Annotated in this window: 12 protein-coding genes; 6 read left to right on the top strand and 6 right to left on the bottom strand. The window is 43.9% G+C overall.

Annotated elements, in window-relative coordinates; genetic code table 11:
- Positions 1-366 precede the first annotated feature (366 nt).
- The gene (locus MHO32_RS06120; protein WP_239210917.1) at positions 367-1875 is read left to right on the top strand and encodes a DUF3360 domain-containing protein; all 1509 of its coding nucleotides are present in this window, start codon (positions 367-369) and stop codon (positions 1873-1875) included.
- 189 nt (positions 1876-2064) lie between these two features.
- On the opposite strand, the gene MHO32_RS06125 is transcribed toward MHO32_RS06120, so the two are convergent.
- On the bottom strand, positions 2065-2922 hold the full coding sequence (locus MHO32_RS06125; protein WP_239210919.1) for a LysR family transcriptional regulator: 858 nt from the start codon (positions 2920-2922) through the stop codon (positions 2065-2067).
- Positions 2923-3097: 175 nt separating this feature from the next.
- On the opposite strand from MHO32_RS06125, the gene MHO32_RS06130 reads away from it, so the two are divergent.
- The 3 genes from MHO32_RS06130 to MHO32_RS06140 all read left to right on the top strand — a co-directional run bounded on the left by MHO32_RS06130 (position 3098) and on the right by MHO32_RS06140 (position 7164).
- The gene (locus MHO32_RS06130) at positions 3098-3901 is read left to right on the top strand and encodes an NAD-dependent epimerase/dehydratase family protein (RefSeq protein WP_239210920.1); all 804 of its coding nucleotides are present in this window, start codon (positions 3098-3100) and stop codon (positions 3899-3901) included.
- A 496-nt stretch (positions 3902-4397) separates the two neighbouring features.
- Complete coding sequence (locus MHO32_RS06135; protein ID WP_239210922.1) at positions 4398-6047, top strand: ATP-dependent nuclease; 1650 nt, start codon at positions 4398-4400, stop codon at positions 6045-6047.
- Positions 6040-7164: an AAA family ATPase gene (locus MHO32_RS06140; RefSeq protein ID WP_239210924.1), complete on the top strand. Its 1125-nt coding sequence runs from the start codon at positions 6040-6042 to the stop codon at positions 7162-7164. The genes MHO32_RS06135 and MHO32_RS06140 overlap by 8 nt, the downstream gene beginning before the upstream one ends.
- A gap of 163 nt (positions 7165-7327) precedes the next feature.
- Here MHO32_RS06140 and MHO32_RS06145 read toward each other — a convergent pair whose 3' ends face one another.
- The 5 genes from MHO32_RS06145 to MHO32_RS06165 all read right to left on the bottom strand — a co-directional run bounded on the left by MHO32_RS06145 (position 7328) and on the right by MHO32_RS06165 (position 12459).
- Positions 7328-8479, bottom strand: a complete 1152-nt coding sequence (locus MHO32_RS06145; protein ID WP_009703302.1) for an ABC transporter permease — start codon at positions 8477-8479, stop codon at positions 7328-7330.
- Positions 8476-9663 carry an ABC transporter permease gene (locus MHO32_RS06150; RefSeq protein WP_239210925.1) on the bottom strand — a complete coding sequence of 396 codons (1188 nt, stop codon included), beginning with the start codon at positions 9661-9663 and terminating at the stop codon, positions 8476-8478. The genes MHO32_RS06145 and MHO32_RS06150 overlap by 4 nt, the downstream gene beginning before the upstream one ends.
- Before the next feature lie 18 nt (positions 9664-9681).
- Positions 9682-10662: an HlyD family secretion protein gene (locus MHO32_RS06155; protein WP_005446013.1), complete on the bottom strand. Its 981-nt coding sequence runs from the start codon at positions 10660-10662 to the stop codon at positions 9682-9684.
- Positions 10663-10665: 3 nt separating this feature from the next.
- Positions 10666-12081: a TolC family protein gene (locus tag MHO32_RS06160; protein ID WP_239210926.1), complete on the bottom strand. Its 1416-nt coding sequence runs from the start codon at positions 12079-12081 to the stop codon at positions 10666-10668.
- Between the two features lie 150 nt (positions 12082-12231).
- Complete coding sequence (locus tag MHO32_RS06165) at positions 12232-12459, bottom strand: hypothetical protein (protein WP_005446009.1); 228 nt, start codon at positions 12457-12459, stop codon at positions 12232-12234.
- 580 nt (positions 12460-13039) lie between these two features.
- On the opposite strand from MHO32_RS06165, the gene MHO32_RS06170 reads away from it, so the two are divergent.
- The gene (locus MHO32_RS06170; RefSeq protein WP_239210928.1) at positions 13040-14659 is read left to right on the top strand and encodes an ATP-binding protein; all 1620 of its coding nucleotides are present in this window, start codon (positions 13040-13042) and stop codon (positions 14657-14659) included.
- Positions 14656-15342: a response regulator gene (locus MHO32_RS06175; protein ID WP_029788136.1), complete on the top strand. Its 687-nt coding sequence runs from the start codon at positions 14656-14658 to the stop codon at positions 15340-15342. Before MHO32_RS06170 ends, MHO32_RS06175 begins: the two co-directional genes overlap by 4 nt.
- Positions 15343-15430: the final 88 nt, after the last annotated feature.

The raw sequence follows: 15430 nt of genomic DNA on the forward strand, positions 1-15430 counted from the left end.
ACATGAGCCCCTTTCTTCATTGGATAAAAAGCCGCTAACCCAAGCTTTCTGTTGCTGTTGGCTCACCAGGCTTCCACACCTTTCGTTCGCTTTTACCAAAGACCTTGAGCTAGGTTTATCAGATCCCATCACAACGCTCATACTGTTAGCCCGAACCCTACGACTAATGTCTAACCATCTGAGACTATTTGTACTTTTTCGTTTGGTATAAGGTACTAGCAACTTAATTTAAAGGGTTCATAAACGTCAGTTATCGAGTTCTTGTCGCAGAGAATATAGAGACAACGACTTGCTTAATCTTCGTTTATTGAGCAAACAACGTTGGTTGGAAAAACACACCTTAGAGTGTGAACGAAAGGAATCACAATGAGCAGCACTTTAGAGTCCGTACATATTCGAACAGATAAGCCTAAAGCCAGTGAGGATGAACTCACTTATGAACAACAACATAAACCTAGCTCGGAGTTTGAGTCCCGAGAACAATATTTAGAGCACGAGTTGCAAATCATGGCGCCTAAACGTTGGCGTCCCAATTTGCCGTTTAAAGATTATCGATTCGAGGTAGAAGATACCATTCCAGCGATGGCCGCGACCATTGGTAAAGTTGTTATGGTGGGAGCCATTGCCGCAACCTTTGCCGGAGCGCTAGGGTTGAATGAAGGCTTTATTTTAGAAAATGTACGTTATGAACTACTCATCGCCTCTGTTTTCATTATTCTTTTCTCAGGCTTTCTGTTGCCGACCGCAAACCTCGCGGGTACACACGGCCCGCTCATCCCATTGATTCCTATCGTCGTTGCAGCAGGCGGGCACCCAATGGCCTTTGGTCTGCTGATTGGCGCTTTTGGCATACTGTTAGCCATCAGTAAAGGTGGCAGCATGTTAGCAAATCTCACCAGTAAAGGCGTGTGTGGTGGTTTATTGCTCTACCTTGGCTTTGTTGGAACCGTCTCTCAAGTCAAAAAGCTGTTCGCGTGGGCAGAGGGAATAGGGATGAGCCACATTGCTTTTGTTGTGATCTTTTGCACCATTATTTTATATGCATTACTGGAACACTTTCGTAAGCGTTGGCTAGCGGTTCCTCTTAGTTGCTTGCTAGGCGGTACTTTAGCTTTTGCTATGGGCGCTCCGTTTTCTTTTCAAACCGAGCCCGGCTTACCCAATATGAACCCTATGTATTGGTGGGGGGAAGATACGGGTTGGATGCTAGGTTTACCTACGATTGAGCATTTCATGGTGGTATTGCCTTTTGCTATTTTAGCCGTAGCCATGTGGTCGCCTGATTTTTTAGGGCATCAAGTGTTTCAAAAAATCAGCTATCCAAAACGTACAGAAAAAGTACATATGAACATCGACGATACCATGACCACCGCTTCCATTCGTCAGACGTTCGGTTCTCTGCTCGGTGGTACTAACTTTACGTCTTCTTGGGGAACTTACATCGTTCCGGCGGCGATCGCTAAACGTCCAATTCCAGCTGGCGCTTTGCTGACGGCGCTGTTTTGTATCATCGCCGCGGTTTGGGGCTACCCAATGGACTTAGCGATCTGGCAACCTGTACTTTGTGTTGCGCTCATTGTTGGAGTATTTGTTCCTTTGCTAGAAGCAGGAATGGAAATGACGCGTGAAGGGAAAACCACTCAATCGGCGGCGATTGTTGTATTTTCTTCAGCGCTCGTTAACCCTGCATTTGGCTGGTCTCTCACCATGTTGCTAGATAATTTAGGCTTAGTCGGCTGTAAAGAACGCAGTGGGGAACTCAGTAAAATGAGCCGTTGGGTGTTGCCTGGCATTATGTTTATTGTACTAACAAGCGTAATGGCATTGGTGGGCTTACTTCCGGGGATTCCAGCAATTATCCCAAGCTTTCGTTAGATAGGCTCATTGTACGATTTATGGTTTGAAGAACCTTTTTCTAACCTGATAGAAACGGTTTAGTTCTGTGGAGCTAAACCGTTTTTTGTCCCATTTCGAGTTAGAACAGAAGTGATGAGATAACACTGGATTCATCCTCTAACATAGGCGGCCGTATGTTCTTGTGCCAATCTCGTATGGTCGCTCATATCAAATCAACTGATGCTTGCTTTTTGCTACTTCCCGAATTTGCTCAACTAATGTTCGAACTTCACCATGCTCACTTTTATCTGCTGCACACATCAACCTCAACTCGCAACGTAATGTTGGTGAAACACGTAGCCGAGAGACCTGTTTCTTCCAATTATCAGGAAAAGCTAAACCAGGGATGAGTGATGTACCGTATCCAGAGGCTACGATAGAAAACAGTGCCGCGGTGTCTGAAACTGTCGTTTTTATGTTCAACGTGTGTTGATGCCTATCAAATAATTCCTGTATAAATATTTCACACCCAGAGGATGACACAATAATCGGTTTATCATTCAAGCTCACTAAGTCGACAATCGATGTCTTCGGTTGACCATAGGGAGTAATAAAATAAAACTCATCCTCAAAGAGTAACTCACTGCAAGTCGGATCCATGTTATATGCGATTCCAATATCTGCAATTCCTGCTTTTACCCACTGTTCTACTTCTTGGTCTGTGCCAGTAAATAAGTTGATCTCTAGATTTGGGTGCGTTCTACGGACATTCACCAAGATCTCAGAAAGGATGACTCTAGACACGCAGTTGATTGCTGCAACATTCACTGTGCCGGAAATAGATGAGCCGGCTAGTTTCAATATATCGTTGATGGCGCTCAGTGCGATGGTTGCTGATTCACTTGCAGCTAACCCAGCGGCAGTGAGAGTAACACCTCTTGATCCTCGTACCGCTATGGGCGTCTCGATAACCGTTTCAATAGCTTTGACCGCATGGCTAACGGCAGCTTGCGTTACATGAAGATGTTCTGCTGTTCGACTAATGCTGCCAGTCTCTCGAAGTGAGTCTAATGCCTTCAACATCATTACACTGATATTAGCGTTTTTTATATCGGTATTAAATTATGTCAATTTACTAATATCAACATGGTAATTAGTCTATCTCCAAATTGAAAGCACAAACTCAAGTTCCAAACTAAAAGAACTTGTTGAGTAAGCACAACGTGCAAACAACGATAGTGTTGTTTATCGGAGGATATAAATGTCGAAAACAATCTTAATTACAGGTTCAAACGGCAGAATTGGCTCTGCATTGGTAAAGTATATCGACGACTTTTTACCTGATCACAAATTGATCCTCGCAGATCTGAGTGTCGATGATGAGCGAGGAATAAAGTTAGATATTAGTGATTTAGCTGCTGTTAGTTCAGTGTTTCAAGAGAATAATATCGATGTTGTGGTTCATTTGGCGGGGCTCGCTTCTCCTGATACGCCATTCAAGCACTTACTACCTGCCAATATCGTTGGCGCTTACAACATCTTTCAAAGTGCGTATGAAAGTGGAGTTGATCGCGTGGTGTATGCGAGTAGCGCGCAAACAATCGAAGGTTATCCGCTTGATATTCAAGTAAAAGAGAATATGCCGATACGTCCTAAGAATCTATACGGTGTCAGCAAAGTCTTTGGCGAAGCACTTGGTGCATACTATGCGTATCAAAAAAATATTGAGGTAGTCGCTGTCCGAATTGGTGCTTTTGAGTATCAGCAGGAGTGGAGACAAATGAGTTCACGAGATTTGAGTGCATGGAGTGAACCGCAAGATCTCTGCTCATTGCTAATAAATAGCATTGAGTCTGAATTAAAGGGTGAACCTTTCGTCATCGCTCATGGAATCTCTAATAATCGCTTTAAGAGGCTGGACATTACTGAAACTAAAAAGTCTCTTGGTTATGACCCGAAAGCAGATGCTTTTGACGCTTGGAATATGAGCTTTGCTGTCGAGAGTGAGCTAGCGCTTGTACAGAGAAAAAACCAGCAAAGGAGTCGCTGTTTTGGGATAACTTGAATACATATTCAAGAATAAAAACGTAATAACTTCACGTCTTCGTAGCGAACTTATATAGCACTAACGAGCGTAATGGCGTTGGTTGGCTTATTACCAAGGATACCAGCGATTATCTCAAGTTTTCGTTAGGTGGACTCATCGTACGATTTATCGTTTGAAGACCCTTTTTCAAACCTGATAGAAACGGTTTAGTTCTGTTGATCTAAACTGTTTTTGAGTAGGGCAAGAGTTACGGACTAATTTTTTGGTTTAGCTTTTCTAAATGTATAAGGCGTGTGCAATACATACCTTTCATTATCTGATGCATAACTATTTTTGATAGAGAGGCTTCTTGGTATATTTATTATGCATAACCTCTTTCTTCTAAATTTCATTTTGTGAGATTCTTTCTCAAAACTCTATAACCAACCTTAAATGTATGCTTTGCATCATCTTTTTCCGATTTTCAGTAAGGTATAGTTATTTGATAAGCATGTAATTTAATATGGATAACCTTGTGTACATCGAAAAACTAACTATCAAGAACTTTAAGAAAATCGAATCAGGTGAATACGAGTTTAATGAAAAAGTGAATATACTCGTCGGAGACAACGATTCAGGTAAAACTACAATTTTGGAAGCTTTAGAGCTGGTTTCAAGCTCTAACTACAGAGGTAAGTCTATAAGTTCCTCGCTATCTCCACAGTTATTCAATAATAAGGCGGTGCGCACGTACCTTGATGGCGATCTATCCAAAGGCACATTGCCTGAAATTCTTATCGAAGCATACTTATCTGACTGCCCGGAATACAGGGGTAAGAACAATTCACAAAATAAAGAGAATGAAGGAATATTTATCAAAATCTGCTTCGATGAAGATTTAACCAGTACGTATGAAGAGTTTTGCAAAAACGCTAAAGTTGATAGCATCCCAACAGAGTTCTACAAAGTCGAGTGGTTTAGTTTTGCCTGGGAGCCAATTAAGTTTCTGAGCAGAAAAGTAAAGGGCCTATTTATTGACCCCACTAGACTTCATCCCACTTATGGTAAGACTCAATATTTATCCAACATCATTAACTCGTCCCTAACCAAAGAGCAGCAAGCTTTACTCCACCTAAACTATCGTCAATTGAAAAACTCCTTTGAAGAGCAGCAGCAAATTCAAGAGCTCAACAATGACCTTGACTCTGAGAATCAGGTCACAGAGCAAAACCTCTCGATCATAGCTGACACTAACTCGGGAACTGTCGAAGCTGGGCTCCAACTAGCGGTAGACGAAATATCGTTTAACCATATAGGTAAAGGGGAGCAAAATAAAATACAGGTTAAGCTAGCTCTCTTAAACAAAGGTGGTAATGTCAACTTTGTTACTGTAGAGGAACCGGAGAATCACCTCTCTCATACAAATCTAAGCAGGTTGGTAAAGTTCATTTCAGACAATACCAATAACCAAATATTTATTACTACCCACAGTTCTTATGTTCTTAACAAGCTTAGCCTTAACCATTTATGTTTAATTTCTGATGACTATCTTAGGCTAAAAGAAATTGATTCTGGTACAGCCAAAACCCTTCAAAGATTACCGGGGTATGACACATTGAGAATTGTTCTCTCTAAAAAAGTCATTCTAGTAGAAGGACCTTCTGATGAATTGATTCTGAAGAAGAAATACTTACAAGATAACAAAAGGTTACCCGAAGAAGATGGCGTTGATATCATCGTTGTGAGAGGTATAGGTTTCAAGCACTACCTTCAAATAGCCAAACTTATCGGAACCAAGGTAAACGTGGTAAAAGATAATGATGGTTCATACCAAACCAACATTATTGATTATGCAAATAACTTCAAGTTTAAGAATATTAAGTTCTTCTCTGAGCCAAACGACGAACTAAAATCACTAGAGCCTTCATTGATAGCTGCTAATGGAAAAAATGAAAAAACTCTAGATGAATTCGCAGAAATAGCCTTATCAAAAATGGCCTACAACGAATATAAAGAGATTAAAAGTTTGGACGGGAAGATTAAATACTTCAAGGCTGTCTACGTAGGTGAAAAAGGAGACAAGAACTATGGTTCTAAAAAAGTAGATTCTGCTGTGCGTATATTCGATAGCACAAAAGTCATTCAGTATCCAAACTATCTGTTGGAGGCATTGAAGTTTGACTAAGAAACTCTTTATTGCTTGCGCTGGGGCAGGCAAGACAACTCGAATAGTCAAGGAATCAATAGAACTGACTGATGAAGGCAAGAAGGTTTTGGTTATTACTTACACCCGTAGTAACCAAAATGAGCTTTACAGGAAATTTGATGAGCTTGGCGGGCAGCGAAGGGAATTGTTCATAGTCAAGGGCTGGTATTCCTTCATATTAGAAGATGTAGTAAGGCCATATCAGAGGTGCATTTTCACCACTCGTATTGATGGCATCAACCTCAATAGCAGTAACCCCCACAAGAGAGGGAGAATGAATATTCCGGGCAGGAAAGAAAAGTTAGGAGCGAAATACAATGAAAAGCATTTTCTGACTAGCCAAAATCGTGCCCATACAGAGTTTCTCTCAAAGCTAGGATGCAGGATTGTAAAAGAAGACAACATTGCTATTTCTGAGCGAATCAGTTCGATATATAGCCGTGTTTATCTCGATGAAACTCAAGACTTTGCTGGCTGGGATTTTGACTTAATCAAGCTAATTGCAAAATCTAAAGAGCTTGAGATTCATGCTTTCGGGGACTTTAGACAAACTATATATCACACTACCTCAAAGCCCAAAGTGCCATCTGATAGCCAACAAAAACTTGAGGCTTACAGGAAAATGGGGTTTGTTTTTAGCGCCCTCAACGAGTGTTGGCGCTCAATACAGCCAATATGTGAATTTGCAGATACAGTTCATAAGGGAGAGGGGTATTCCAAAACAGAATCTAAAGTAGATTACCCTGGTATAGATATACATACAGGTATACATTTCGTTTCCCCAAAAGATGTCTCAAAGTATGTTAAACAACATGCTCCCCTAATACTTAGGCATTCTGCTAACTCAGGTAAAGAGCTAGATATATATGAAAACTTGATGACCTTTGGTGATTCCAAAGGGCAAACTGTTGACCATGTTCTAATTCATCCGACAGACCGCTTTATAAAGTTTTTGAAAGGGCAAGATGGTGCTTTTGCTGATAAGCAAACTAGTCAAAATAAACTGTATGTCGCTATTACTAGAGCCCGATACAGCGTCGCTTTCATAGTCAGCGACAAGCATTTTGACGAAATTCTCTGGCAAGCAGCTAACTAAGATATTTATTTACACTAGATAAGCTGTAGTTAATTAGAGGTTCCTATAACTCATATCTGTCCACAAACGAGCCAGAAACTGTTCAGCTCAACTCAGTTACTAAAATATCCGAACAAACAAAAAGGGGCTACATGAGCCCCTTTCTTAATTGGATAAACAGCCGTTAACCTAAGCTTTCTGTTACTACTGGTTTGGTATTGCGTTTGGCAATCCAGTAAGCAACGCCGCCCCAAAGAACTGTAAGCACCCAAAGAGCAGTCCAGTGTTTAGCGACTTGTTGCCACGTTGCGCCCATTTGGTTGAGTGCTAAAAAGCCTTTGATTGCCCACGTGCTCGGGCTCAAATCAGCAAACCAAAGCAGCGGGGCAGGAATCGACTCAACCGGCCAAATAAAGCCTGCTAAGAAGATTAATGGCATTGAGCTAACCAGTACGACTAATGTCACCAGCTCGCGTCTTGGTAGCAAGTATCCGAGCCACAAACCTAAACCACAACAACCAAGTAAGAATGGCAATAACAAGGTGAGTAGCTCACCTGCGTTGGCAACGTGGTTGACGTTCAAGCGTTCAAAACTGAAGCCAAAATAGTAGGCGCTGAGCAAGTAGTAGATAGCAACGAAGACCAAGGTTCTGGCCAGCAACAGAGCGCCTGTTGGCACTTGTGACCAATACCCACGACCATGGCGTTGAGTACCGGTTTGCAACCCGACTGCCATGATCAATGTTTGTTGAAGGATCAATACAAACACCGCTGGCACCACGTATTCGATGTAGCCCATGGTTGGGTTGAAGGTTGGTTTCATGTTGAGTTTGATTGCAGAGTAGTCATGGCTCGCCATGCTCAGTGGTACACCATCGATTACCATCTTGCTTACTTTAACTTGAGCGCCAAGCGTACCACCAGCTTGTGCTAAACCTTCGACGACGGTACCGTACACCAAGAAGTAAGAAGCGTCGGCGGCATAAGCCAGAGTAGGGCTGCTGCCAAGCATCAAGTCTTTGTAGAAGTGTTCTGGAATCACCAAGAAGCCAGTTATCTCTCGGTTTAAGAATGCTTGTTTCGCATCGGCAATAGTATGTAAACGCGTCACTACCTTAACCTGAGGCGTCGCATCGACCATGCGTTCTAAGGTTAAACTGGTTTGGCTTCCATCGAGATTCACAATCGCTATTGGCTGTTCCCTCGGTGTTTGTTGTGCGTATGGAAGCGGGTATAAGAAGGAGTAAAATACCACACCACCAAAGACCGTCAGTACCACGACAGGGTTGGTCATCACTGAGCGAAGTTCTGTTTTAATCAGTTGCCACAGTGTCATACAACCTCCTGTTTGCTATCTGTTGAAGATGCGCTGTTTAGCAAAGCTGTGTTGCGATGTTTTGCTAATAAAGCTGCCGTCATCAGTAGCGGGATAATGTACCCAACCATCGGCCAGAGTGAGCCGATAGATTGTGCCGCACTTGCGCCGTAGCTTGCTTGGTCCACTTGAACTTCGATGTAATGCGTAATTGGCAGCAATCCTCTCCATGCATGGGCAAGAGCATTCATGTCTGAAACGGGGAAAGTAATACCCATAAACGCGAAGCTAGGCGCGGTAAATGCGCCAGCAAAGCTCATCGCGCGTGCAGGATCCATCGATAGGAAGAAGAACAAGGCCCCCATGATGATGCATGCGATGGTCGTTACGAACTGCGCTAACAGCATCACCAGATAACTACCTTCCATCGGCCAATCCAGCACTATATAGAACCAGACTAAGAACAGCGCGCCTTGTGCCATAAAGACAGGAATGTACTGGCTTAGAATTTTGCTTAGTCGAGTGAAAGGGCGCTCGCCTAAGAAAGCAAAACTATTGTTGCCGTTACCATAAAGGCGAAAATGCGCTGCGAGGATCAAAATGGTGCTGACCACGACACAGATCTGCCAGATCGCCGGAACAATCGCTGTTACCAAAAACTGAGCGTAGTTGGTGTTGCGGTTAAACAAGGCTGTAATCTGGGTGGAAATCGGCACGGCTTGACCAATAGCTGCAAGTGTTGTGGTGTTGCCTTTTGCTAGGTTACCCATGGTTTCTAACTGCGCATCAAAATACCCTTGAGACTGCGCGACCGCTGAGTTAATCAACTTGGCAACCAAAATGTATTGGCTGTTAAAGAAGACCGATAGTTGAGGTTGTCGATGCAAAAGAATGTCTTGGTCGAATTGAGGGGGAATCACAGCATAAGCGTAGATATCACCCTCGATCATCGCGTTCTTCGCTTCTGTTGAACTAGTGTAGTGATAATCAACAGAAAGAGTGGAAGAGACATCAAGAGATTGAATCATCTTGCGTGACAACTGCGAGTGCTGCAAATCAACCACACCAATCGGGAGATCTCTTGCAATACCTGCAGAGAAAACACCCCAAATAGTGACTGCTAATAAGATCGGCACCCATGTCAGGCAAGATAATAACCACTTATCGCGCCGCAGGATTTGTCGTTGTGAGATTTGAATCGTCATAGTCTTAAGCCAACGCGATTACAGCTCAACCACAACACTCATGCCCATACGTAGCTCAGGCTCTGGTTGGGTAGGGCGAGCTTCCACTTCGAATGTGCGAAGATCAAAACCTTTCGATGCGTCTGTCGCGCGCCATGTAGCGAAATCGCCCATTACGGCAACATGGGTGACTTTAAACTCAACGTCTTTATCCAATGCTGGTAGGTAAGCTTTAAAGGTCGTGCCTTTGGTGAAGTGTTTGAGCAAATCTTCGCGCACGTTCAGTGTTGCCCAAGAATCTTGGGTATCAATAACCGTCACAACCGGGAAGCCTTGAGGTGCAAGTTCGCCGCTTTGCAGTAAAACTTGAGAGACTTCACCATCAAACCAGCTGTAGATTTGCGTGTCTTTGGCATACGCTTCTACTTCCGCTACTGCGCCAGCCGCCATGCGTGCTTTTTCTGCTGCTGCGACTTTGGTTTCGCTACGCGCGCCTTCTTTCGCCATGTTGTACATTTGGAACGCTGCGCTTTCGGTGTATTTAGATGCTTGCCATTGCGTCATGGCTTCGTCGCGTTTTTGCTCCGCAACTACGCCATCTTTATAAAGGTTGTTTACACGTTGGTAGGTCTTTTCCATCAAATCTGCAGCCGCTTTCGCTTTTAACCATTGGTCTTTTGCGGCTTGAATTTGTTGCTCACGTGCCCCTTTTTCTGCTTCTAGTGCCAATGCGCCAGCGGCTTTTTCACCTGCCTTGGCTTGCTCCAATTTTGCTTCGATTTCTGGGCTGTGAAGGGTAAAGATCAACTGACCCTTTTCGACATCATCGCCTTTGCGCACCATGACTTCATCAATACGACCAGGAACTTTAGAAGAGATGCTGTATTGCTGCGCTTCAATCAACCCCTGTAAACGTGCCGGTTCTGGTTGATACGCTTGGTAGAACTGGTAGCCAACCCAAGAAGCGACACCCAAAGCACAAAGTGATAGTAGAGCGGGTTTTAGAGATTTTGCTGCCATGACTTATTTTGCCTCTTTGGATGCTGATGCTGGAACGTAAGCAGTATGTTGGTATTGAGCGAAGCTGTTCATTTCGCTGCTCAGTGCTAATAGTTTGGTTAAAGAAATCAGATAACGGAAACGTGCCGCTGATTGCTGTGTTTCTACGCTGGCGACATACAGTTGCGCGTCAACGACATCCAAAGAGGACGATAAGCCCTGAGTGAATGCTTTTTCGCGCAAGCGTAGGTTCTCGTCCGCAAGGGCGATACTAGATTCTAGACCTTGCACTTCATCAATGGCTTGTTGTGCTTCTAGGTAGGTCTTTTGTACCAGAAGCGACAAGTCTTGTTTCGCTTGTGATTTCAGCGCATCCACTTGGGTGACCATGCTTTGTGCTGCTTTTACTTTCTCGCTACGACCAGTGGACTCAATTAGAGGGATGTTAACGCCAACACCCACTAGCCAATCCGGTTTCATTTGGCTGGCAAGGGAATCGTCTTCATATAGGCTGTAATCACCGTATAGGTAAACTTCCGGATAGTATTTGCCTTTCTCGGCTTTGATTAAGCTCGACGCTTGTTTGTGCTTGGCATCCAACAAATCTAAGCCGGGGTAGGTCAGTAGTGTTTGATCAACAAACGCACTTAACGGTGGAAGGTTGTTGTTGATAAACAGCGTTTCTGAAGGTTCTACTGAATCGTTCTGCGCTAAGATCTTGCCCAAAGCCGCTTGGGCAATACTCAGGTCACTGGCGGCTTTGCGTGTCTCGACCTTAGCCTTGTCTAATGACGCTTCCGCTTGAAGGCGCTCAACACGGGCGATTTGACCTTGCTCTTCCATTTTAATCGCAAAATCACGGTGCTTGGTTAAGCCTTTTTCTACGGCTTGACGTGTTGCTAATACTTCTTTGGCGAGCACGACCGAGAAGTAGTATTTGGAGAGATCTTCAAAGCGAGCTTGCTGCTCCATTGCGAGTTGGCTTCTTGCCTCGTCCGTTTTACCTTCTGCGGCGGTTTGAGCTGCATTGATGCGACCGCCAGTAAATATCGGCCAGATAGCACGAATCGAAGAAGAGAAGATGTCGCGTTCGGTGATCGTCGATGTGGTATTCGCAAGAGCGCTAAAAATAGGTTGGAAAACAGGTGGCACGCTAATGTGTTGCCCAGTGCTGTCGAGAATTTGCTGACCAGACAGTGTTACGTCGGTATCCAAGCGTGTGTAGTTCGCACCAATACTGACTTGCGGCAAATTGAGGTTATCAGTTGCGCTTTGTTGGTATTCGTAGCTTTCAACATTGGCACGTTGTGCTTTAAGGGAATAGTTGTTTTCTAACAACAAATTCCATGCATCATCGAATGTGATGGGAGCCGAGTGACAGGCAAGAGAAATTGAGCTGCTGAGAAGACCCAAAATCCAGAACTTTCCGGTTTGTTTCATAGTGGCTACTTTGCTTTAGAGTATAAGCTCTAATATAAAGTATTCACTACAAAGTGTTAAGTGATTGGGCAAAAGAAATGTTGGTTAAATGTTGCGCCCAGTTAAGTGGGGCTTAGCTGGACGCACCGTTGTTGTGTGACTTGTACTGATTCACTTCATCGAAGGGCAGTGAAATTCTGCTCTCCACTCAAGCTGACGAGAGCCTCGCATAGTATTCAGTAAGTCTTTACCACTCATCTGTGGGAATGAAAGCAGCACCTTGAGATCAGAAGAACTGGTGTCACTCTTTTCATAAGCCCTGACGTGCGTAAACGTTGAATACATATTCTCTGACAGCATAGCCTTATTCAGGCAAATTCCAAATGTATCGCGTTCCATGTTTTGGTGTTCCTTCTAACTATAAAAGCACCTCTGTTTATAGTTATTGCAATTGCAGATGGTGTCTAAGTGGTTGTCCTACGGTCAGTATTTGTATTTTTATCAATGTATCTTCAATTTACTGACGCAAGTGTTGAGCGTTAAATAGACTTCCAGTTGGCTGCTTTCTTTATTCGAAGCTCTGCTAGGCTTCTTGACTAAAAATTATACGATCGAAAGTCTAAAAACGCCTCAAAAACCGCTAAATTTGGTGTGATCATGTTCAAGATTTAGATGGCAATTTATGTATGATGTTGAATAAATTACAACATTATTTCGTTAGCATTATGATTGAATTTTGATATTTCACGGCGGCTATAAATGCGCTAAATGAGCCATGAGTGACAAAGCTAAGTGTTGGAACGGGTTTGTTCGAACTGAAGAAAGCACGGCACGCCTATAAATTAACCGTAAACCGTTCAGAACGTTTCGTCTGTTCACAGATTTGTCATTTGATTAGAGCGAGCATGTTAACTCAGTGTTAACTTAGGAAAGTGTGCCACAGTGACGTGGAAAACTGGCGAAGATAAAGGAAATATCAATGAGTTGGAGTCGGATCAGCTTTCGTAAGCGCATGCTTATTATTATGACGCTGTCGGGTTTGATCGAACTTCTTATTCTGGTGGCTGCGGGCTTTACCTACCTAAAATTCGACCAAGAACAAGAGATGGGGGAGAAAGCGCTTGGCGTTGCTCGTTTCTTGTCTACTTCTCATATTGTTCGCGAAATGATTGAGTCTCAGAATACCGACCCTTATCAACAGCGGTTTCGTGAAATGACTGAGGCACTTGGTGCTGCGTTCATTGTGATTGGGGATAAAAATGGTGTGCGTTTGATTCACCCTATCGACGAGCGCATCGGTAAGCCAATGAAAGGCGGCGACAACCAACGAGCGCTGGTGGAAGGTAAATCATACATCTCGACGGCTCAAGGATCATTGGGTTATTCCGTCCGTGGTAAAGCGGCAATTTTCGATCAACAAGGCAACATCATTGGTGTGGTTTCGGTCGGTTATTTGCTGGAACGCTTACAAGACCGCATCGAGCCTTTCTTTGCATTCCTTATCTTAATGGCATTGATCGTTGTTGCTGCCAACGCGATTGTTTCCAACTATGCATCCCGAAAATTTCAGCGTGCCATTTTGGGTTTTGAACCAGAGGAAATTGGGCGTTTGTACGGTGAACTCGACGTCACCATGAGCACTATTAAAGAAGGGGTATTAAGTATTGATGCCCAAGGTGTATTGCGTTCCATCAACCGAAGTGCGTGTCAGATTTTAGGTATTGAAAGGGAATCGGCTCTGAATAGACCGCTGACAGATACCCTGAGAGACAGCGATTTGTATACCGTGCTGGAAACAGGACAAGAAGATCACGATATCGAGATCTTCCTTAATCACAAGCGTTTAATTGCCAACCGTTCGCCAATCTACGTCGAAGGAAAAATCGTCGGTGCGGTTTCCAGTTTCCGTCTGCGTGATGAAATAAACGAACTTACTGAACAGCTTTCGCAAACTAAAGAATACGCCGATTTGCTTCGCTCTCAGACTCACGAGCACAGAAATAAGCTTAATACGATCAGCGGATTGGTTCAGATGGGGGAACTCGAAGCGGTTCAACAATTGATTGGGCAAGAGACAGCACACTATCAAGCGATGATAGAGTTTTTACGCGATACCATCAAAGACCCGCTTATTGCCGGCATGTTACTGGGTAAAACCGAGCGTGCACGTGAACTGGGATTACAGTTAGTGGTAGAAGAAGGCAGTCGATTGGAGCCATTACCTGAGTGGTTAAATGCAGAAGATCTGGTCACGGTACTTGGCAACCTAATCGACAACGCTTTCGATGCGACGCTGTCTGCTATTCGTGTTGAATCTGCGTTTGCATTAGAGCGCCGCAGCATTGATGTGTCGATCAGTGATTATGGCAACGAAGTGATTTTAGAGGTTGTCGACCAAGGGTGTGGACTGCCGGAAAACATTGAGCCACAAGAGCTCTTGAAGAAGGGCATTTCAACCAAGTCGCGTCAGAATCGAGGTGTGGGATTGCATCTAGTTAATCAACTGGCGACGCGTTATCACGGTTATGTTGAGATGCTACCAAATACAGAACATGGAACGAGAATTACCGTGTATTTGCCTAAGGAAGAACAAGTATGAATACGGCAACGCGAGTCATGATCATCGAGGATGATATTGCCATTGCAGAGCTACATCATAAATATCTGAGCCAACTCTCTGGTTTGGAAGTGGTGGGCATTGCAACGACACGGATGGAAGCAGAATTACAGCTTGAGGTGCTCAAGCCTGATTTGCTGCTCATGGATGTGTATTTACCCGATGGAACAGGATTAGAGATCCTCAATACGCTTCGTGCGAACAATCAAACTTGTGATGTGATTTTAATTACCGCGGCAAGAGACGTAGATACACTGCAACAAGCGATGCGAGGCGGGGTAGTTGATTATCTGCTTAAGCCAGTGATGTTTCCAAGGTTGGAGGCTGCATTGCAAAAGTACATTTCGCAACGCCAACAACTCCATGTCGCAGAAAGCTTGGACCAGAATTTAGTTGATAAGATGCTGCAATCAAATGTGGTACCAGACACGTCGTCGCACAGATTGCCCAAAGGGATTGATGGGGTAACTTTGGATAAAATTCGAGGATTGTTCGTCGGTGAAGAGATGTATACGGCGGATGACGCTGGAGAGCAAATTGGTGCCAGCCGAACAACGGCCAGACGTTATTTGGAATACTTGATCAGTTCTGGTGAATTAGAGGCAGACTTAAATTATGGCACGGTAGGGCGACCTGAGCGTTGCTACAGAAAAGTGACAAGGTAACTCAACTCGAACTTTAAATACTGTTCAGAAGCGCTCTGTAGTAAAAGCTAAGAGAAATGAAAAGCGGTGGCTTATTGGTAGCCACCGC

The organism is Vibrio sp. MMH1-50 (genome assembly GCF_022347645.1).
In the GTDB taxonomy this organism is placed as follows: domain Bacteria; phylum Pseudomonadota; class Gammaproteobacteria; order Enterobacterales; family Vibrionaceae; genus Vibrio; species Vibrio harveyi.